Source organism: Sphingobacterium zeae (assembly GCF_030818895.1).
In the GTDB taxonomy this organism is placed as follows: Bacteria; Bacteroidota; Bacteroidia; order Sphingobacteriales; family Sphingobacteriaceae; genus Sphingobacterium; species Sphingobacterium zeae.
Genome location: NZ_JAUTBA010000001.1, coordinates 3,412,595 through 3,434,075, shown reverse-complemented (window position 1 = coordinate 3,434,075; position 21,481 = coordinate 3,412,595). Strand labels below are relative to the sequence as shown.

The 21,481-nt window shown below is 39.6% G+C and carries 17 protein-coding genes and 1 tRNA gene; 10 read left to right on the top strand and 8 right to left on the bottom strand.

Features of this window, described 5'->3' with window-relative positions:
* Positions 1-21 precede the first annotated feature (21 nt).
* The 4 genes from treY to QE382_RS14455 all read left to right on the top strand — a co-directional run bounded on the left by treY (position 22) and on the right by QE382_RS14455 (position 11,072).
* Positions 22-4,224, top strand: a complete 4,203-nt coding sequence (gene treY / locus QE382_RS14470; RefSeq protein ID WP_307186522.1) for a malto-oligosyltrehalose synthase — start codon at positions 22-24, stop codon at positions 4,222-4,224.
* An 8-nt stretch (positions 4,225-4,232) separates the two neighbouring features.
* Positions 4,233-6,341 carry a glycogen debranching protein GlgX gene (gene glgX / locus QE382_RS14465; RefSeq protein ID WP_307186521.1) on the top strand — a complete coding sequence of 703 codons (2,109 nt, stop codon included), beginning with the start codon at positions 4,233-4,235 and terminating at the stop codon, positions 6,339-6,341.
* Between the two features lie 15 nt (positions 6,342-6,356).
* A complete protein-coding gene (treZ, locus tag QE382_RS14460; RefSeq protein WP_307186520.1) occupies positions 6,357-8,174 on the top strand; it encodes a malto-oligosyltrehalose trehalohydrolase in 1,818 nt (605 codons plus the stop codon).
* Between the two features lie 711 nt (positions 8,175-8,885).
* On the top strand, positions 8,886-11,072 hold the full coding sequence (locus QE382_RS14455; RefSeq protein WP_307186519.1) for a catalase: 2,187 nt from the start codon (positions 8,886-8,888) through the stop codon (positions 11,070-11,072).
* 33 nt (positions 11,073-11,105) lie between these two features.
* Here the strand turns inward: QE382_RS14455 and QE382_RS14450 are convergent, their stop codons facing one another.
* Both QE382_RS14450 and QE382_RS14445 read right to left on the bottom strand, forming a co-directional pair.
* Positions 11,106-11,594: an ankyrin repeat domain-containing protein gene (locus QE382_RS14450; RefSeq protein WP_307186518.1), complete on the bottom strand. Its 489-nt coding sequence runs from the start codon at positions 11,592-11,594 to the stop codon at positions 11,106-11,108.
* 208 nt (positions 11,595-11,802) lie between these two features.
* Positions 11,803-11,955: a lmo0937 family membrane protein gene (locus tag QE382_RS14445; protein WP_115048587.1), complete on the bottom strand. Its 153-nt coding sequence runs from the start codon at positions 11,953-11,955 to the stop codon at positions 11,803-11,805.
* A 414-nt stretch (positions 11,956-12,369) separates the two neighbouring features.
* On the opposite strand from QE382_RS14445, the gene QE382_RS14440 reads away from it, so the two are divergent.
* Positions 12,370-12,870 (top strand): RNA polymerase sigma factor, encoded by a 501-nt coding sequence (locus QE382_RS14440; RefSeq protein ID WP_293952754.1) that lies wholly within the window; start codon positions 12,370-12,372, stop codon positions 12,868-12,870.
* 293 nt (positions 12,871-13,163) lie between these two features.
* Here QE382_RS14440 and QE382_RS14435 read toward each other — a convergent pair whose 3' ends face one another.
* Positions 13,164-13,394, bottom strand: a complete 231-nt coding sequence (locus tag QE382_RS14435; protein WP_293952756.1) for a hypothetical protein — start codon at positions 13,392-13,394, stop codon at positions 13,164-13,166.
* Between the two features lie 285 nt (positions 13,395-13,679).
* On the opposite strand from QE382_RS14435, the gene QE382_RS14430 reads away from it, so the two are divergent.
* On the top strand, positions 13,680-14,459 hold the full coding sequence (locus QE382_RS14430; protein WP_307186517.1) for a class I SAM-dependent methyltransferase: 780 nt from the start codon (positions 13,680-13,682) through the stop codon (positions 14,457-14,459).
* 53 nt (positions 14,460-14,512) lie between these two features.
* On the opposite strand, the gene QE382_RS14425 is transcribed toward QE382_RS14430, so the two are convergent.
* Positions 14,513-14,586, bottom strand: a tRNA-His gene (locus QE382_RS14425).
* Positions 14,587-14,787: 201 nt separating this feature from the next.
* Between QE382_RS14425 and QE382_RS14420 the strand changes: the two genes are divergently transcribed.
* On the top strand, positions 14,788-15,348 hold the full coding sequence (locus QE382_RS14420) for a DUF4230 domain-containing protein (protein ID WP_307186516.1): 561 nt from the start codon (positions 14,788-14,790) through the stop codon (positions 15,346-15,348).
* A gap of 612 nt (positions 15,349-15,960) precedes the next feature.
* Positions 15,961-16,164, top strand: a complete 204-nt coding sequence (locus QE382_RS14415) for a hypothetical protein (protein ID WP_293952762.1) — start codon at positions 15,961-15,963, stop codon at positions 16,162-16,164.
* 59 nt (positions 16,165-16,223) lie between these two features.
* Here QE382_RS14415 and QE382_RS14410 read toward each other — a convergent pair whose 3' ends face one another.
* The 4 genes from QE382_RS14410 to QE382_RS14395 form a co-directional block, all read right to left on the bottom strand.
* Positions 16,224-16,475, bottom strand: a complete 252-nt coding sequence (locus QE382_RS14410) for a Rho termination factor N-terminal domain-containing protein (protein ID WP_307186515.1) — start codon at positions 16,473-16,475, stop codon at positions 16,224-16,226.
* Positions 16,476-16,561: 86 nt separating this feature from the next.
* The gene (locus QE382_RS14405; protein ID WP_307186514.1) at positions 16,562-17,116 is read right to left on the bottom strand and encodes a type 1 glutamine amidotransferase domain-containing protein; all 555 of its coding nucleotides are present in this window, start codon (positions 17,114-17,116) and stop codon (positions 16,562-16,564) included.
* Between the two features lie 314 nt (positions 17,117-17,430).
* The gene (locus tag QE382_RS14400; protein ID WP_307186513.1) at positions 17,431-18,018 is read right to left on the bottom strand and encodes a metallophosphoesterase family protein; all 588 of its coding nucleotides are present in this window, start codon (positions 18,016-18,018) and stop codon (positions 17,431-17,433) included.
* A gap of 1 nt (position 18,019) precedes the next feature.
* Entirely contained in the window at positions 18,020-18,763 is a 744-nt protein-coding gene (locus QE382_RS14395) for a nucleotidyltransferase domain-containing protein (RefSeq protein WP_307186512.1), read from the bottom strand.
* Positions 18,764-19,028: 265 nt separating this feature from the next.
* Between QE382_RS14395 and QE382_RS14390 the strand changes: the two genes are divergently transcribed.
* Both QE382_RS14390 and QE382_RS14385 read left to right on the top strand, forming a co-directional pair.
* Complete coding sequence (locus tag QE382_RS14390; protein WP_307186511.1) at positions 19,029-19,244, top strand: hypothetical protein; 216 nt, start codon at positions 19,029-19,031, stop codon at positions 19,242-19,244.
* Positions 19,245-19,324: 80 nt separating this feature from the next.
* Positions 19,325-21,478 carry a mechanosensitive ion channel family protein gene (locus QE382_RS14385; protein ID WP_307186510.1) on the top strand — a complete coding sequence of 718 codons (2,154 nt, stop codon included), beginning with the start codon at positions 19,325-19,327 and terminating at the stop codon, positions 21,476-21,478.
* The last annotated feature ends 3 nt before the right edge of the window (positions 21,479-21,481 follow it).

Below are 21,481 nucleotides of genomic sequence, written 5' to 3'. Positions count from 1 at the left end.
TTAAAAAGATATCAGCAAGCCATGCACACAGTTAAAAAAGTGTCTATTAATACGCCACATACCACATACAGGATTCAGTTTCATAAAGATTTCAACTTCTCGGACTTTAAAAGCGTAATTCCTTATCTCCGAGATCTGGGTATAGATACAATTTACGCTTCACCTATTTTCCAGTCGACGCCTGGGAGTATTCATGGCTATGATGGTGTAAATTTTAATCAGATAAATAGCGAGTTGGGTAATTTGGAAGATTTGAAATCAATTAAGGATCTATTGAAAAAATACCAAATTAAATGGTTACAAGATATTGTTCCTAACCATATGGCATTTCATCCAACAAATGAATGGCTTATGAATGTTCTGGAATTTGGTCAATCATCGAAATTTAGCGGTTTTTTTGATACCTGTTATAGTTCAGGTTTGTTTGAGAAGGGCAAGTTAATGGTCCCTATATTGGCAGATAATCTGGATGAAGCGATTTCAAAAAACGAAATCATTATCATTTTTTTGGATAATAGCCTTCGTCTATCTTATAAGGGAAACCATTACCCAATTTCTCCTGAATCTTATAGTGTTATCCTCAAAGATTATTTACAGGCTACACAATCTAATTTTGAAGGAATTTTGACACAGATAAGTGCCATTCAAGCTGATGGAAATCATGAAGAATGGAAACTATTGCGTGCTCAAATTTTTAATAACCTGACGAAAAGAAAGTTAAAGCAAATTCTCGATCAATTTAATAGTAATTTGAATGATGTTGATAAGTTGGTCAACGCTCAGCATTATGAACTTTGCCCTTGGTGGATCACAAACGAAAGGATAAATTTTAGACGTTTCTTTACAGTAAATGAACTGATTTGTTTAAATGTTCAGGATGATAATGTGTTCAATGAATCGCATAAGCTAATAAAAACACTCGTTAAAGAGGGGCTGATTGACGGATTAAGGATTGATCATATCGATGGACTTTACAATCCGACCGCCTATTTGTATAATTTGAGAAATTCTGTTGGCTCAACGACATATATAGTTGCTGAGAAAATATTGGAGCATGGAGAAGTGCTTCCCCATGAATGGCCAATACAGGGGACAACAGGATACGACTTCTTATCGATGTGCAATAATGTCTTCACATCCAAATCTGGAAAGAAAATTTTAGATAAATATTATACGAAATTAGTTGGTAAAAATTCATCTATTGCGGAACAACAATATTTAAAAAAGAGTGCAATTCTTAATAAACACATGCAGGGCGAGCTTGGAAACCTCACTAAGCTACTGTCAAGTCTTTTACGTATGAATAGCAAAGTTAGTAAAAGACACCTAAAGGATATCTTAAAATCATTCTTAGCATCTTTTCCTATTTACCGCGTTTACGATGATCACTTTCCGATGTCTGCATCAACCTACAAATTGTTTTTATCAATTTTTGAAAAATTAACGAATATGCCTGAGCTCGACCAGACACTGGTTAATCAGTTCAAGAATCTCTTTGAACAGGCACAGGTGAATTATCAGCCGAAAACCCAAAGTGATCTGTTGGAATTTCTCATGCGTTGTATGCAGTTGACAGGTCCTGTGATGGCGAAGGGGGTGGAAGATACTTTGATGTTTACGTATAACCGATTTATTGGCCATAATGAAGTGGGCGATCATCCAGGGAATTGGGGTGTGAGTAAAAAGGAATTTCATGAAATGATGCAGGAGCGCCAGATAAACTGGCCGCTGTCTATGAATGCAAGTTCGACTCACGATACCAAACGCGGTGAAGATGCGCGTAGTCGTCTATTAGTACTAACCGCCATGGCGCAAAGGTGGATTAAAGAAGTGAAAATCTGGCACGATGTGGTGCGTAGCGAATATCCAACAGATCTTCCGCATCCAAATGATGAATACTTTATATATCAGTCTCTGGTCGCTTCTTTTCCCATGGAAGAAAGTGATTCTGACTCATCCTTAGCATTTGAAAAGCGCTTTTTAGACTACTTGGTTAAATATCTCCGAGAGGGGAAAGAACACTCTAGCTGGGAGAGTCCGAATGTGGACTATGAAACTTCTGTTCAGCAGTTCGCCTCTTTCCTGCTCGATAAAGACCGTCCATTTTTTACCAGTTTTTATCAGTTCCTAGAACTGGTGGCCGATTTTGGTGTCATAAATTCGCTTACTCAGCAAATTTTAAAGTTTGCTTGTCCTGGCGTACCTGACATCTATCAGGGTTCAGAGCTTTGGAACCATAGTTTTGTCGATCCGGACAATCGAAGACCCGTAGATTATAAGCGTAGGAAGAAGATTTTGTCTGCTATTAAAAATGGGGATAAAAAAATAATTATCCAAGATCTATGGAAATATAGGTCTGATGGGAAAATCAAATTATGGTTAGTAAGAGAATTGGTGAAACTGCGAAAGGAACACCGTGCGCTAGCATCTGATGGCAGTTACGTGCCCCTTCAGGTAACTGGTCGCTTTCGTAATAATATTTTAGCATTCGCGCGGCGATCGGGTGAAGAATGGATAGTTATAGTTGTTCCTTTACATCTTGCAGAAATCGGCAATATCTCCGAATTTGTTCCTGGTTCGTTTGATTGGTCTGATACGAAAGTTCATCTTTCATCAAACCATTCCGTGGTCTGGAAGCATATCCTTACGGGAGTACAAGGCGAAGGAATGGACATTGCGCTTAATACGATATTTTCGGATCTTCCAATGGCCATCATAAGTTATACGGATTGTCCACCTCAGCGGAGCTCCGGCATTTTGATGCATGTTAGTTCAATTCCATCCCCTTTCGGGATAGGTGATCTGGGCGCTGAAGCTAGGCGATTTGTGAAGCAACTTTACCGAAGCGGGCAAAGCTGGTGGCAAGTTCTTCCATTGGGCCCTACGGATGCTACACAATTCCATTCCCCTTATAGCACGCTGAGTAGCAGGGCTGGAAATCCATTATTCATAGATCTACGGGACTTGATAAAATTAGGTCTGATCCAAAAGGATGAAATAAAGCACTTAAAAAGTAAGGCATCGCCAACGATAAATTTTGCTGAAGTAGTGTTGGCAAAATACCAACTATTGGAACATGCCTATAATCGTTTGCCTGCTCATAAAGAATTTGAATTTTCCGATTTTATAGATCGCGAATCGAAATGGTTAAATGACTATGCCCTTTTTAAGGTGTTAAAAAATAAAAATGGAAATAAACCGTGGTATGAATGGCCAAAGCATTACAAGCATCGCGAAAGTGCTGCGCTGACCAATTTTGCAGATGAATTTAGAGATGAATTACAACAAGAAAAGTGGTTCCAATTTCTATTTTTCAAACAGTGGAATGGCTTAAGAAAATATGCCCGGGATTATGGCATCAGACTTATTGGTGATATTCCATTTTACGTAGCCTACGATTCAGCAGATGTGTGGGTGAATCCACACTATTTTTCTTTAGGGCCAGAGGGAGATATGAAATATGTTGCAGGAGTACCTCCCGACTATTTTAATGCCGAAGGCCAATTATGGGGAATGCCAACTTTTAATTGGGAATCTCTTCAACATGATGGATACCAATGGTGGATCGATCGGCTAGCACACAACTGTTCGTTGTTCGATATTTTGCGATTGGATCATTTTAGAGCATTTTCATCTTATTGGGAGGTTCCTATTCAAGAGAACTCCGCAAAGAATGGAAAATGGTTGGCAGGGCCTGGTGAGGCTTTGTTTGAGCAAGTTAAGATCAATCTGGAAAATATGCCCTTTATCGTGGAGGATCTCGGTGACGTCGATGCCGCTGTATATGATCTTCGAGATCGATTTAAATTTCCCGGTATGGCGGTATTGCAATTTGCCTTTGGCGAGGATATGTCCCGATCACCTCACATTCCACATCAGTATCGCAGAAATTCAGTTGCCTACACCGGTACACATGATAATAATACTACATTTTCCTGGTACAATCAGGACCTAAGTCTATCGAGCAAAATAAATATGAAAAACTATTTTGGGAAAATAGTGAATAGTGAGCATGTAAATGATGTCCTTATTCGCTCAATTTATGCCTCTGTTGCGGATAAGGTTATAGTGCCGATGCAGGACATTTTAAATCTTGATGGATCATGTCGTATGAATAGGCCAGCCAGTACTGCTGGTAACTGGCTGTGGCGTATGCAGAAAAGAGCATTTACATCAAGAGTTCAAGACAAACTACTTAATTACAATAGATTATATAATCGTTAAACACAAAGATGGAAACAAAAATTTATACCGGAAATCCTTACCCTTTAGGAGCAACCTACGATGGGGAAGGAGTGAACTTTGCACTCTGCTCCGAACACGCTGAGTCTGTTGAACTTTATCTCTATGATAGTTCAGATGAGCGAGAAATCGCTAAATTTAAAATTACGGAGAAAACACATCAAGTGTGGCATATCTATATTTCTGGAATAAAACCTGGACAACTTTACGGTTATCGCGTACATGGTCCTTATGACCCATCAAACGGACATCGCTTCAACCCAAATAAATTATTGATCGATCCATATGCAAAAGCAATTTCAGGAACTGTTAAATGGAATGATGCTTTATTTGCCTACACAATAGGAGATGATGATTTAAGCATGGATTCAACTGATAGTGCTCCCTTTATTCCTAAAGCTGTTGTTACAAACGATAAATTTGACTGGGGTAGCGATAAGCCACCCCACATTCCTATGCATAAGAGTGTGATTTATGAAACACACGTTAAAGGCTTTACAGCGATGCACCCCGATATTCCGGAAGAAATAAGGGGAACTTATGCCGCAATGGGCCATCCCGTTGCAATAAATTACCTGAAAGAATTGGGTGTTACAGCGGTAGAATTATTACCAATACATCATTTTTTGACTGACCGTCATCTAAAGGATAAGGGGCTCAGCAACTATTGGGGTTATAACAGCATCGGTTTTTTTGCACCAGATGTGCGCTATTCAGCTTCAGGCTCCCATGGAGAGCAGGTTTCCGAATTCAAAGAGATGGTTAAAGCGCTCCATGAGGCAGGGATAGAAGTTATTTTGGATGTTGTTTACAATCATACTGGAGAAGGTAACGAAATGGGACCAACACTCTCTTTTAGAGGTATTGACAATGCATCTTATTATCGGTTAGCTGACGACCCTCGTTATTATATGGACTTTACCGGAACCGGCAATACACTAAATACGCGCCAACCAAACGTATTAAGGATGATTATGGATAGTCTACGTTATTGGGTTCAAGAAATGCATGTCGATGGATTTCGATTCGACCTGGCTTCAGCATTGGCGCGTGAACTGCACGAAGTCGACAAATTGAGCTCTTTTTTCGATGTGATCCATCAAGATCCAATCATCTCGCAGGTTAAACTCATTGCCGAACCATGGGATATCGGAGAAGGGGGATATCAAGTTGGCGAGTTCCCCCCCGGCTGGGCCGAATGGAATGGAAAGTATCGCGACTGTATCCGTGATTACTGGATTGGAGCAGACAGCATGATTGCCGAATTCGCCAACCGACTTACCGGTTCTTCTGATTTATACCGTGGCGACAACCGTACCCCTTCGGCCAGCGTCAATTTTATTACGGCACATGATGGATTTACGCTTCAAGATCTCGTATCCTATAATGAAAAGCACAATGAGGCAAATGGTGAGGACAATCAGGATGGAGAGAGCCATAACCGTTCTTGGAACTGTGGTTTCGAAGGACCGACAGATGATCCCGCGATTAATAGCTTGCGGGAGAAACAGAAACGAAATATGCTGACAACATTGTTTCTTTCTCAGGGGGTGCCCATGCTTGTGGCTGGTGATGAATTTGGCAGAACGCAGCAGGGAAACAACAATGCATATTGTCAGGACAATGAAATTTCTTGGTTGGATTGGACTAAAATGGATGAAAGTCAATTGGATTTCACCAGGAAATTAATCCGTCTTCGTCGCGAACATCCTGTATTCTGTCGCCGAAAATGGTTTCAAGGATTGCCTATTCGCGGTACGGCTGTTGAGGATATTGTATGGTTTTTACCTGATGCATCCGAGATGGACGACCATCATTGGCAGGAAGATCATGCTCGTTCACTTGCTGTATATTTAAATGGTCAAGGAATTAGATCAGTTGATAACGACGGAAAGAAAATCGTGGATGCAAGCTTTTACCTGTTATTTAATGCGTATTGGGAAGATGTGTCATATCAACTTCCAAATGAAAATTATGGAGCTGGATGGATTAAGATCTTAGATACGAATAATGATACGATAGAAAATTTTGGAGAGTTTGCTGCGGGGGATACCGTCTTGGTTCCATCACGTTCCATACTGTTATTTCAATCCCAATAATAGACTGAAGAGTGTATGAGTAAGACCGAAATTAAGCATGTAGGCGTTCGTTTTGAAGGCGAATCATGTCAAATTAGCGTATGGGCACCAAAAGCAAAAATTGTGATTTGCCGATTGCATGACAAAACCTTGGAAATACCCTTAAAACCACAAAAATATGGCTATTGGTATGCAGAGAGTACGTTAATAGCTCCTGGAGATCGGTATAAGATCGATGTGGACGGAAAAGAATTCCCAGACCCGGCTTCACTTTCCCAGCCTGAAGGTGTGCATGGTCCATCAGCAGTAATGGATCTCCGATTTAATTGGACTGATCAGGACTATCAGCCCCCTAAAAATTCGGAATTCGTGATCTACGAGATTCACGTCGGAACATTCACTTCATCGCACGACTTTGACGGTGTCATAAGAAAAATTCCGCACCTGAAGGATTTGGGTATAACTGCGATAGAGATTATGCCTATCGCACAGTTTCCAGGAGGGAGGAACTGGGGATATGATGGGGTTTTCCCATTTGCAGTACAGCACTCCTATGGTGGAGCCTCGGAATTTCAACGGCTAGTGAATGCATTCCATGCAGCTAATATCGCTGTCATTTTGGATGTGGTCTATAACCATATCGGACCCGAAGGAAATTATTTTTCGAATTACGGACCATATTTCACTGACAAATACCATACCCCATGGGGTGATGCTCTTAATTATGATGATCGTTTCTGTCATGGGCAGCGCGATTTTGTAGTCAATAACGTCCGTATGTGGTTTGAAGACTTTCATATTGACGCTCTTCGACTCGATGCGGTGCATGCGATTAAAGATTTCGGAGCGATCCACATCCTTCAGGAAATCCGAAAAGAAACGGACCAAATTATCAGCAAGTCGGGTAAAAATCGCTTTTTATTCATTGAGTGTGACCTCAATGATAGGCGATTCTTAGATCCACTGACAAAAAACGGCTATAATATGGATGCACAGTGGCTAGATGAGTTTCATCATGCCTTAAGAGTTTCGGTGGGCGAGCCAAAAAAGGGTTATTATGAGGAATTTAATGGATTGAATGATCTGGCAAAAGCGTATGAGAAAGCCTATGTTTTCGATGGCAATTACTCTTCCCACCGGGAAAAGTTCTTCGGAACAGACAGTTTTGGTCTTGAAGGGTATCGCTTCATCGTTTTTTGCCAAAATCATGATCAGATCGGTAATAGAATGCTAGGAGACCGCGCTGTGACGATTTATTCTGCAGCAATAGCGCGTCTCATGGCTTTTTCCGTGTTTATGTCTCCCTACATTCCCTTACTATTTATGGGCGAAGAATGGGGGACAGAAAAACCTTTTCCATATTTTATAAGTCATGGCGATCCTGAGCTTGTTGAACAAGTTAGGGAAGGTCGTAAGAAAGAGTTTGATGATTTTTTTACGACTTCCAAAGTCCCAGATCCACAGAGTGAAAGTGTATTCGAAGAGGCGGTATTGGATTGGGAAGAGCTCAATAGCGAACCATATCGACAACGTTTATGGTATTACAAATCCTTAATAGCATTGCGAAAAACGAACCCTTTGCTGAAAGATATACAGCGGAATGAGTTGACGGTCAAATGCATCGAAGATAAAAAAATACTTCTGCTTCGGGTGAGAAAAAAGGAGCGAGCTATCGTCGTAATCATGAACTTCTCCGACCGTGTACAACACGTAAATTTACCCGAAGATTTCAAGTGGCGATTGATATTTGATACTCATGAAACGCAAGCTGAACTTATTGTTGATACGAATGAGCACACAATTATAGCCTATTCCTTATCACCGTGGTGTGGGTATGTTTTTAGTTCTCAATAGGTTATTTTAAAGATTACAGTGCTTATCTGAGCGAATAAAGGCGATGCAAAGATAATCACAAATTTCAAACAAAGTAGTTAATACCGTTGTTTACTATAAAAGACGGCTTGTCCAGCCATGAAGAAAGTTTAAAAGCTAGGTCCTTTCCAACCTAGCTTTTTCTCGTTTTAGCGGTTATCGTCCTATTTAACCATAATTGCTTAAACAGTTTGACAATAGTCTAATCAGTTATTCGTAGTTGTTTTTTTACATATTAGCCTGGGATATGACAGGTTTGAAGAGGGATGCTAGATTTAATATGGTATTGTAGGGCAGTTATCCTTCTCGGGAATTTCCTGTTAATAGTAAACTAAAAAATTAAATATTCGTAAGATAAGCCTCAATTGGAGTTTCATAACCTTAAAAAGCCACTTTGCTTGATAAAGCTTGCCGCTCAGATATATCAATAAGAAATGATCTATCTAATGATGTAATTTTAAGACCGAACCGATCGATCCAAGAAATGAAATCCCGAATATCTTTAAGAGCAGCAAGCAATAGTAATAGCGAAAATCTAGCATTTATATTATAAATAAAACAAACGATTACTTGGTTGGAAGAGTTCCTACAGGGAATATCCAATATTTTTACTGGGATTAGCGTGAGTAGTTAGTCTTTGCTTTCACAAGTTTTAACTCAATTAAAAATGTGTAAACCCATAAATCGACTATAATGAAAAAAAAAGAATCAAAAACGGAAAAGGTTGAAGCAGTTGATAATCAAAAAGTCAGCGCACTGAGACCTCATACCGCTGATGCTACAGGTCAAGAGATGACAACGGATCAGGGAGTCAAAATTAATGATGATCAAAATTCGTTACGCGCAGGTGATCGAGGTGCAACGCTCTTAGAGGATTTTATTCTACGGGAAAAGATCACCCATTTCGACCACGAACGCATTCCCGAGCGTGTTGTGCATGCTAGGGGGTCTGGTGCACATGGTGTTTTTAAATTATATAAGCCTTTAAGTGAGTTAACAAAAGCAGGCTTTTTGAACAATACCGAAATAGAAACACCCGTGTTCGTTCGTTTCTCAACAGTTGCTGGATCAAGGGGCTCAACAGATTTGGCACGCGATGTACGTGGTTTTGCAGTCAAATTTTATACTGAAGAAGGTAATTTCGATTTGGTCGGTAACAATATGCCGGTATTCTTCATTCAGGATGCCATGAAATTCCCAGATCTTGTCCATGCGGTCAAACCCGAACCTGATAATGAAATTCCACAGGCTGCGTCGGCCCACGATACGTTTTGGGACTTTATTTCTTTGATGCCCGAGTCGACACATATGATCATGTGGCTAATGAGCGATCGTGCCATACCTCGTAGCTATCGGATGATGGAGGGCTTTGGAGTGCATACTTTTCGATTTATCAATGCCCGTGGAGAATCAAATTTTGTTAAATTTCATTGGAAACCAATGCTTGGGGTTCATTCTGTTGCATGGGATGAGGCTCAAAATATTTCTGGTAAAGATCCCGATTTTCACCGGAGGGACCTTTGGGAAGCTATTGAAAGTGGTGCCTTTCCTGAATGGGAGCTTGGCGTACAAATCATCCCTGAAGCTGACGAATTTAAGTATGAATTTGACCTGTTGGATTCGACAAAGCTTGTTCCTGAAGAACTTGTACCTGTTTTGCCCATAGGTAAAATGACATTGAATCGAAACCCAGATAATTTCTTCGCTGAAACAGAGCAGGTTGCCTTCCATATTGGCAACATTGTACCCGGAATTGATTTTACGAATGACCCACTCTTACAGGGGCGTTTATTCTCCTATACAGATACCCAGTTGATTCGCCTAGGAGGTCCCAATTTTCACGAAATTCCGATTAACAGACCTATTAGTCCATCTCACAATAACCAACGTGATGGATTTATGCGTCAACGAATCGACCGCGGGAAGACAAGTTATGGACCAAATTCGTTAGGGGATAATTATCCGCTGCAAGTTAAGGAAGAAGCAGGAGGATTTAAGAGCTACCAAGAGCGTATTGATGCGAGAAAAGTTCGTGCGCGAAGTGATAGCTTCCGAGACCATTTCAGCCAGGCACGATTATTTTATAATAGTCAATCTGAGCCGGAGAGAAACCACATGGTCGATGCGTTCAGTTTCGAATTGGGAAAAGTAAAATCGGTTGCCGTAAGACAACGAATGGTTGGTATATTATCTTTGGTTGATAAGAGCCTAGCGGGCGAAGTAGCCGCCGCTCTTGGGCTGGGGGTACAGGAAAAGCTCGAAACTCCGATCAATAGAAGTCTCCCAGCAGATGCAAATCCTTCCGACTATGAGCCTATTGAAGTTAAAGTAAAGTTAAAAAAATCGGCCGCGTTAAGTATGGAAAATACTGTTAAAGATACGATTACAAGCCGAAAAATCGCAGTCCTTGCTGCTGATGGTGTAGACGCAAGTTCGCTTAAAATTGTGATAGATGCTATTCGAGCAGAAGGAGGAATCGTTCATGTAATCTCTCCAAAGTTAGGGCAAATTACAAGTTCAGATCATAAGCCGATCCAAGTTGAGGAAAGCTTCTTGACGGCAGCATCCGTACTGTATGACGGCATATATGTGCCTGGAGGGAAGGCTAGCGTGAACAAATTACAATCAAATGCGGATGCAGTTCATTTTCTAAATGAAGCTTTCAAGCACTGTAAAGCTATCGCCGCGGATTCGGAGGCCCGTCCAGTTTTGGATGCTACTTATTTTTTCAGTAATGCGCCAGAATTTGACGGAGGTTCTACCTTGGATGAAGGTATAATCATCGAAAATGATTTGAAGTCTTTAACTGATAAATTTATTAAGGCAATTGGCAGACACCGGTTTTGGGAGCGGGAAAAAAAACGTAAGGTTCCAGCATAGTCTTAAAATAAATAGCCCGCTTATGCGGGCTATTTATTTTAAGACAGTTTCATTTTGTAAAAGGGCCACTGCGGTATCGTTACCCTGTTGCGCAGCTAAGTCAAGTACAGATAGCCCACGCGTGTCAAGCAAACTTGTGTTTGCACCGTGCTGAAGCAAAAGTTGAAGAACTTCGTTTCGGCCAAACATGGCCGCAAACATGAGCGCTGTGCCGCCGTTACCATGCTGTAAATTTAAATTTGCACCATAACTAATCAATAGTGTAGCAATATCGTAATAGCCTTTAAAAGCGACCCCCATGAGCGCTGTATTTCCACCATTGTCCTGAGCATTCACATCGGCACCAGCTTCCAATAATAATTTGGCCGCGGCGAGTTTATTATTATAGCAGGCAATTATCAATGCTGTATAGCCTTTGCCGTCGCGAGTATTGACATCAGTCTGCTGATCGATCAATTCACGTAGAACTTCGATATTGCCTAAGCGAGCGGCGTGTATCATAACTTCTGAATTTTGTATCATAGTGGATAAGTTTTTGTTTCAAGTTTATTGAAATTGATTGGTGCCTTACAACGTTTTTTCTTAGTCTGAACAATGCTGTAGGATAAAATGTTTGCCGACAATTTAATTTTTATTTAAATAAACTACCATGCTTGCTGTGTGGCAGTTCAAAGAAAAAGCCGAACCAGGACGTGTTCGGCTTTCAAAATCTTCAGCTTACTCTATCACGCTAGGCGGCACCGCGAATAACGCGTAGCAGTACAACAATAATAGCAATAACTAATAGTACGTGGATGATATTTCCTGTAGCATATCCTCCGAAAAAGCTAATTGCCCAAATGATTACTAAAATAACAGCGATGATGTACAATAAATTTCCCATAATTTTTGATTTGTTTTTTCCAGTAGAACATCATTCGCATACGTATAGTTTGTTTTGATAAATTATTTTAGATCGATTTAAGTGTTCAGTTTATGATACGGTTGGCACATTCTTCTGTCTAAACTAAATCGTTAAGGTGCATTGTCAACGTATTTCTAACATTTTAATAGTATATAAATACCTTATTATCTTTTTTTAATCGTGCTCATTTTTTGATTGCCATTTAAATTATATGGAATATATGTGTTGAAGCTTGCCAATTAGGCTTGGAAGAGTTGGAAAACGTATTTCTACTCGGAGCAATGTGATTTCTCGTTCAAGCAAAAAAGGGTTTAAAGTGTAGCACTCTTCTTGTTACTCTAAGCTTGTAAAACCATTTTAAACAATCAGTTGAACAAAGAAAGAGGATAAGTTATGAACAATTACAATTTAAACGTACTCATTAACGAAAAAAGAAGTTTGCTTAATCATTTTGCTGCCAAATTTACAGCTGATCCGGATGAAAAGGAAGATCTGATACAAGAGACATGGATTAGAGCATTGAAGTCAATAGATGAATTTGTACAACATCCAAAATTGATGAGCTGGTTATATGTTATTATGAAGCATACGTACATCAATAAGTATCGAAAAGCAAAACGAATTACTGAAATTCAAGATCAGTACGTCGTTTTAGAAAGTACAAATACAACTGAACATAATAAAGGAATAAATAAATTCATGGCTGAAGATATTGAAAAAGCGATGACGAGCTTAACTTCAGATAATTATGAAATTTTCCGCCTGTTTTTGGACGGTTATAAATATCACGAAATCGCATCGTATTTTGATATGCCAGAAGGTACTGTTAAAACTAGAATACACATGGTGCGTAAAAAACTCCAAAAACAGCTTAAAGTGTATAGGATGAACTAGCAGTCCCCAGTAGATTACATATCAGCGAGTCAATACCTGATTTGCTGATATGCATTACTGAAAAACTACATACTTTCTAGATCAACCAACACATTGCTCACAGATCCAATGGTCTTTGATACTATTGCTCTAATCTTTCTACCGATTAAACGGGTGTAGAGTCTTTAAAAGGTCTAAATTCAAGTATAATAACCTCCCTTAATTCATAGTGTTACGGACGCCTTAACGGCCTTAACTGGTCGAAAGGTATGCTGAAAAGTGCTAACAAAATGATACCCTTTCCAAAATTAATATTAATCATTTTCCGTAGAAGCAAATGAAAATTTAACCGACTTTTGCGGATAAGCCTCCATGCTTTTGCGACTTGTGTTTTTAATGATGGTTTTTAGGCTAACACGGTCACCCAATTTATAGTAAGTTTCTACGGTCTGATAATCCAGTAGGTAAGGGCCGCAAAAATAGTTTCCATTGTCATCTTTCTCTATAACTCCCTGATAAAGCCCTTCTTTTGTCTCTTTTGGCATATTTATTTGATTTGAATCACAAAGGTAGCAAGAGTATTTGAAGAATATCATAGGAAAAATAAAATTAGATTATATTAGGGGAAAAGAGTGTCATTTCCTTGATTGTTTCCACAGAAATCGTCTTCATTGAGTTCTAAATCCAAAGAAAGAAATGTAGTGCGGTTAGAGAGTGATTTCGTCTAAAAGAGTCCATTGAAAACCGAAAATATAGCATTGTTTTTCTCGCTATATTTCTATAAATTCACCACATAAAAAGAAAAGAACGAATCAAAATAAACCAAAATAATGAATGAGTTAGAAAGTTATTTCCGAAATAATGATGCAAAATTGATTAATAAATGGATGCATTATTTTGATATATACGACAGACATTTCAGTCGTTTCAAAGGCAAAGATATCGTCGTTTTAGAAGTGGGCGTTTTTCAGGGAGGAAGCCTTCAGATGTGGAAAAACTACTTTGGTGATCGCGCGAAAATATACGGTATTGACATCAACCCACACTGTAAGGAACTTGAAGAACAGAATGTGGAGATATTTATTGGCTCACAGTCTGACCGAAAATTTCTGCGTCAGGTAAAAGAATCTATTCCACCGATCGATATTTTAATCGATGATGGCGGCCATACCATGAAACAGCAGATTGTGACTTTTGAAGAGCTTTTTGATCATGTAAAAGATACCGGAGTATACCTGTGCGAAGATTTGCACACATCTTATCAAGTGTTTTACGGTGGAGGCCATAAAAGGAATGGAACTTTTATTGAATATAGTAAGAATTTCATCGATTACATCAACGCTTATCATTCAGAGCAACGTGGGTTGAAAGTAAACGGATTTACACGTTCGGTAAGCTCACTTCATTATTACGACAGTATCTTGGTTGTGGAGAAGCTCCGAAGAGATGAGGCACCAATACATATGAAAACAGGAAAGGCAACTGTAAAGGATTTCAATGCAGCCCCCACAGGAATTGATGGGTTAAAATGGAAAGTTAAAAAGCCTGCCTTGACGATGATCAATAAGTTGCTTCGTTTTTTTCGTATCGGTGGTTTTATGTGGCGCTAGGAATGCAAAAGAGCTAAAAAAAGGCGGATCAATGTAAATTGATCCGCCTTGTGGGTAAGTAATCGGGCTCGAACCGACGACCCCTAGAACCACAATCTAGTGCTCTAACCAACTGAGCTATACCTACCGTGATTTTGATGTCACAAAAGTAGTATTATACCTGATATTTTCCAAATGTTTTTTAAACTTTTTAATTAAACAATTGTCTATCAAAAGATAGAATTTTTATTTTTACCAAGTTGGCGAATTTTACGGTAGGATTTAGATAATATTTCGAGGTTAAATAGATAGATAGGCAACTTGGTCTTTAATTTGTACAGGATAATTTATGGGAAAATTTTTAAAATTTTTAATTGTCGCGGCCATTTTGGCAGTGGGCGCTTGGTTTATCTACAATAAATACAATAGCGGTCCGTTGGTGGAAAGTAAGCATCAGTTATTAGTGGATCGTATTGAGGCTATGGGGAAATTAGAATTGGTAAAATATCGTTATAGTGATGTTGTAGAACATAAGAATGTCAATACATTTTTACCTGATGCAAGTGTATTATTAATTGTCAAAGCGGATGCTGTAGGTTGTGTAAATCTGACGAAACTTACTCCAGAAGATATTGAAGTGATTGGAGATTCAGTTGCTATCAGGTTACCGGCTCCAGAAATTTGCTATATTAAAATCGATCATGAGGCGTCCAGGGTATATGATACCAAAATGGCCTTTATGAGAGAAGCCGAACTTGTAGACGAAGCGTATAAAGCTGCAGAAAAGGCGGTTGCAGATGACGTTAAAAAATCAGATATTCTTCAGCAAACCAAAGCGAACGCCAATACGGTTTTTAAACCACTCCTGCAGGGTTTGGGATTCTCGAAGATCAATCTGACTTTCAAATAAATCTAATTAAGAGAGCTAGAAATGTTGAATTGATCTAGCTCTCCGCTAATGAATTGATTACGTGTTCTTCCAATAAAAGAAATTGATGGTTATTCAAATTTGACTGGAATGACTGTAGCGAATTCTTATTCGTTTTTATCTCGTCGTCGATGTGTCTGGCTGAGGGGTCGGTGGTATTTCTCCTCTAGACTGCGCAGAGGTGGTGTCACGATATTGTATCGTTGTAGTATCATTTGGGACAGAGTCCCGCATCAGCTCTTTTGATTTCTCATCATCGGTCTTCGCGCTGTTACATCCGTAGGCGGCAAAACAAACCAACCCAACGGCAATTAATTTTGTTAAATTTCTCATATGTACTTTATTATTTAATGGTAGTATGCAGTGGCATACGCTTAACTGGAGAACAATGTTCAAATTGAAAGTGTTTCGAATTTAATTTATCTATTGTTATAGGAAAGAGGGGTGCGCTTATTTATTGTTGAAAAAATAGAATTCTATAGAACTTTATAAAGTTGAAGGCTGTTCCTTTATGCATACCTGAAACAAATTTGGTCCTGCATATGAAATTAATGTATCATACTATATTAATTATAAAAAATAAACGAAAAAGATATGGCAACAAAGAACGAAAATCGCGTAGTCGGAACAGAAATGGAGAAGAAGAAAAAAGTTAAATTAGGCGTGAATGGCGAAGTAATACGGGATGTAAATGATAAGGATCAAGGCGATGCAGAGGCTGGGGTAGACCCCCAGGTCGATCAACTTAACGATATGCCGAACGATCCTACTGATAGGCCTAAGGAAAGTAAGAAATAAAGAAGACCCGCCATTCAGCGGGTCTTTTTTCTCTTCAGCGCTATTCATTTATAATAACACTATTTTTTTTCATGCTTATCAATGGCTTTGATCAACTCATCTTTAGTCATATCATGACGTCCAGTTATTTCCATTTTCTTTGCCATTTCTAAGAGTTCGGCTTTTGTTTTATCTAAGCGGTCATTTCGCGAACTTTTGGACATAGAAGCTGTCTTTCCATTTGCTGTAACTGATTTCTTTCCTTTTTCGGTGGCTTTTGCCTGCGACTGCCCTTTAGCATTCGTACCACTTGAACTTTTTGTCGTATTCATAATGTCCTTGTTTATTGTGATTTATATACTGAACACCTTGCAGCATATAATGGTTGACTGTTTAAGTACGCTATCGGATCGTACTATTACGCTTTGTTCTTTCTATCCCTAGCAAATTCTTTAATGATCGCTTTATTGAAGACTGGCAGATCATCTGGTGTGCGGCTTGTAATAAGTTTATCGTCAACTACCACCTCGCTGTCCTCCCATAAGGCGCCTGCGTTAATAAGGTCCATTTGAATGGCTGCAACAGAGGTAATCTTTTTATCACGTACCAAATCTGCATTAATCAACAATTGTGGACCGTGGCAAATTGCTGCAATCGGTTTGTCCCGTTCCCAAAACGCGTTGATCAATGCAATCGCTGTTTTATTCGTCCTCAATTTATCGGGACTTATTACTCCTCCCGGAAGAAGTAATGCATCGTATCGATCCTCCTCTGCTTCTTGGAGAGCGACGTCGACTGGATAATCTTTTGACCATTCATCTCCACTTTTTGCTCTAACTTTTCCATCAACAGGCGATATGATGTCCGTCTTTGCGCCCGCATTTTCCAGCGCCTCTTTAGGGCTTGTTAATTCAATTTCTTCAAAACCATCCGCAACCAATATGGCGATCCGTTTATTCTTTAAATTTTCCATGTAATTAAATTTTACTGATATCCTTATTTACTTCTATATAACTGATTCAAATCATCTAAAGTTTGAAATAAGATAATTTAAACTTGAACAATTAGGCTATTCGCTTCTTAAGTTCCATTATAAGATTTAAACCCTCAATCTGAAGGTAATCAATGAATAATTCATCCCACTAAATATCGATAAGAGCGTAAGCAATATCGTTTCCATGATGCGCTTTTAGTACGGGTACCGCTACATTGTAAATGGGTATTCCGGTGGGCGATAGGGCTTTGAATTTTCCAGCATGTGCGTGGCCGTGGAAGGCGGCGCTAACATTACGACGTTGTAGTGGCTCCATTAGATGTGTAGAGCCTAAAAATGGATAGATTTGTTCCGGTTCTCCTAAAACCGTCTCTGCGATAGGTGCATAATGAAGCAAAGCTACTTTTTTTATAGCCGCCATGTTCTTGCTCAAGCCGTGCCAACGCGCGGTCCAAGAGCAAAGACTCATTGACAGCTTCCTGAACAAAACTTTTCATGGCATCTTCGCCAAACATTGATAGCATGTAGCGGTCAAATCCACCACCAAAACCTTTCACCCCGGCAAATCCAATGTTTTCGACTACAATGGCTTCTCCATCAAGAACTGTAATTTTATTGTCAATCAAAATCTGGCGGATCTGTTTATGCCGTCCTTTTTCATAATCGTGGTTACCTAATACTGCGAGCACCGGAATTTTTACGTACTGCAGTTCTGAGGCAAGTAACTCAGCTTCTTCCTCATCGCCAGTGTCGGTTAAATCACCACATAATAGTAGGACTTTGGCCTTCTCTGAAATTTCTTCAAAAGCTATTTTCCATTTTCCCTGCTGATTTACATTCATATGTATATCGCCCAAGGCTGCTATCGTTGTTTTGGTCATATCAAACAGTTTTTATAGTATAAGATTTATAGTCCCATTCTTTAATGTCGATCTCGTATTGTGTCTGATCAATTAGCGGCCCCAAGCATACTTTTTCAAGGCATGGAGGTAGTTCATACTGATCCGATGCGCGTAGGAGAAGCTCGTCGAATAGTTCTTTTGGGATTATGTCGCGATAATCATGTGGATACGTAAATTGAAAAATCAGTATTTGTGCAAGCAATAGATGCCAGTGCTGATCCATTCGCACCAATAAATGATTCCAATCAAGTTTGTTTCCGTATTTTAAAAAAATGTGATTGATATCAGCACTATCGTGTCGCTCTCTATTCTGTACATACAGCTTACACCAGACCAACTCTTCTGCTGGTATGTAGCGTACTTTTGTGTCAAAAAGAATTCCTTCTGGCCCTCGGTCAAACCAATCCTGCTGCACTGTACAATAGTGATTGACGCTATCAAAAATGATATCGATAAAGTAAGGATCTTTGTAGATCTTAGCCAGCCACCTAACATCGGTCAATTCGGTTTGATAGCCGTTGGCAGCAAAATGCTTAAGAATTTTTGGATATTCACTGCTTTTACAAAATATATCGAGATCTTTTGTTGGCCTTATTATTCCCGTGTAGTGGAACATCGCTAGTGCTCCGCCTACCATAAATTGGCTATCACTCTGCTGCAAAAGTTGAAGGGTGTCCTGGAAGAAGTTAAGGCAATCTTCAGGTAAATTATCTAAATGAATCATGGAGTCTGCTTTTTTTTATGAACAGCGAACTAAATCGAGTGGTTTGGCGATCAGTGTTTAAAGCGTATTAGGCACATCAGTAATAAGTAGAAGTACTCAATTTGAAAATCACTACCGCTGAGATGCCTCCTGCATACGTTCTACCTAAGAAGTATACGTAAAAAGTATATACATTGAATATTATTCAGGTGGATGATAACCACCGCATAACGAAACAACAGAAGGTTAAACTATCAAATAGAAGATAATGGTAAAATACATGTATTTGGCAATTTTAATTGCAGCTGTGTCAACCGCATGCGGTGAGGCTAACAAGCATAGCGAAGTAGAATCTAAAACCGACACAATAACCCAAAAAAGCGGCCTTCCATTGGACAACATCCATCGAAGCCGATCGCAGGATATGACCAAGGATAATGAGCAAAGTAAGGAACAGGGTGTTCCTTTGGATAACCTGCACAGGGACAAGCCCGCGGACTAGAAGTATCTCGCCAATAATTTACATGGTGACTTGGCAGCGAACCCAATCAAACCCATAATAAAAAAAAAGAAATAAGAAGTATGCTAACTATTAAGGGCGCGATCAATCGCACCGTACTTAAGCTAAGTTTGTTGATTCAACTTAGCTTATTCATTTCTACATTGTACGCGCAAAAAGTTGATTCCGTTTTAAGAACCAAGGATTCGATCGCTTTAATCGATTCATTACCCGAAAACCCAGTCGCCTCGGCCAAAAATTTGCTCGAAAAATGGCGTATTGAGGTCGACCATTCTTATGTCGAATTTGATAGCGTGAAACGGAGAGTAGCTTGGCAAAGAACAAACAATGAGTTGGTTGTGCCAAATCAAGTACAGCAGTACATCCAAGGTGTTGAACCCTCGTTGCTTTCTTTACAGAAGAAAGTCGATATGCTGCAAAAACAGACGGTGCCTCAGGATTCTACTGGAATTTCTTGGCGCGCAGTTCAAGATAGTGCGGCTACTTTAGGGCGGGATATTGAATTACTTCTGTTAGACATGAAGGATCTTAGCGACAAAGCCCAGCAGCAAGAGAAGGTGTTCCAGGCAGCTTCAGGTATTACCACTTGGCTTCATTGGAAACATATTATACAAAAGAATCTTGAACAAGATGGCTTCTCGCAGAGTTATTATGACACTGGATGGGACGGCCGCGTTCTACTTATCATATTCAGCTTTGCCTATTTTTATTGGTTATATCAGATGCGGAGAAGCGCAGTAGGCGCGGATGAAGATTTACCGTTACATCGCAATCAACCATGGTGGATTCCAATTCTGAAATTTGCAGTCTTCTTTCTCATTCTACTACCCTTGACCTCGCTTAGAATTCCAGTGTTTGTGCTGGAAATGACCTATCTACTTGTGTTTGGATTTTTATACATACTCATACGTGCCGCGTTGTCGGATATACAAGTTAAAGTCATGCAGTGCATTTTCTTTTACTATACTGCAGTTTTGGTCAGCAATTTAATTTTAGACGCAGATTGGATTTCACGGACCATTGTTATCATTGTTAACTTGATGGGACTCCGTCTACTCTGGGGGCTACGGTGGAATACTGACGGAAAAACACCATTTAATCACCTAGGATCAACAGTACGGTGGTTATTACTGTTTTTTTGTGTCGTAGCGATTATATGTAATATTTTCGGTTTCCTAAATTTAGCGCGCACAGTCAATATCGCAGGTGCTGTAGGATTGTTGCAAACATTATCGATGCGCGCATTTCGTGATATGCTCGCTCATGATGTGGTTAATTCTTATGAAAATTCAAAGAAAGACCAATTTATAAATCGTTTTGATAAGCATAAAATGATTGCGGCACTGCACCGAATAACTGGATTTTTTTCTTTTATATTAACCATTATCATCTGGGCTAACACGCTGCATATTACGAGTGAGCTGCGCCGGTTAGGTGACCGGCTTTTGAATAGCACGCATACCATCGGCAGTGTCAACTATACGTATGGTGATGTTGTTTTAGCCTTTGTAGTAATATGGACCGCAAACTGGATTCAAAAGAATTTAAAAGATCTTCTTGATCGGCCGACTTCAAAAGCAAATCAGCGTCCTAATGCATTGTTGCCGCTCGTGCGCGTCGTAATTTTCATTATTGGGTTTCTTATCGGAATACGTATCCTGGGCTTGGGTGTTGACAAACTGACTGTGATTATAGGCGCATTGAGCGTTGGTATAGGCTTAGGCTTGCAAAATATAATTAACAATTTCGTCTCGGGCGTTATCTTAGTATTTGAGCGGCCATTTAAGGTTGGAGATTATGTCGAACTTGCAGACAAAAAAGGACAAGTCATGCAAGTCGGAATCCGATCTAGTACCTTATTGACCGATCAGGGTGCTCAAGTCATTATACCAAATGGTGATCTGCTCTCAGGCCGATTAGTCAATTGGACATTTGACGATTCTGATATCCGATTGAACCTCCAGCTAACGATCAATACAGCCCGAAATATCGAAGATTGGAAAAAATGGTTGAGAGATACTATTTCTTCTTTTGAGGAGATTGATCTCAGTCTTGATATAAAAATTTTAACGAAAGACATTACGGCAGACGCCTATGTAATTTCGGTTCAAGTAGGTTTGAAGAATGTGAAAAAAATCGAACGCTTTAGAAGCAGTTTTCTAGAGAAAGTTAGAGCCGAAGCCATCCGTTGTGATTCAAAAGTGACTTCGGCCTAATGG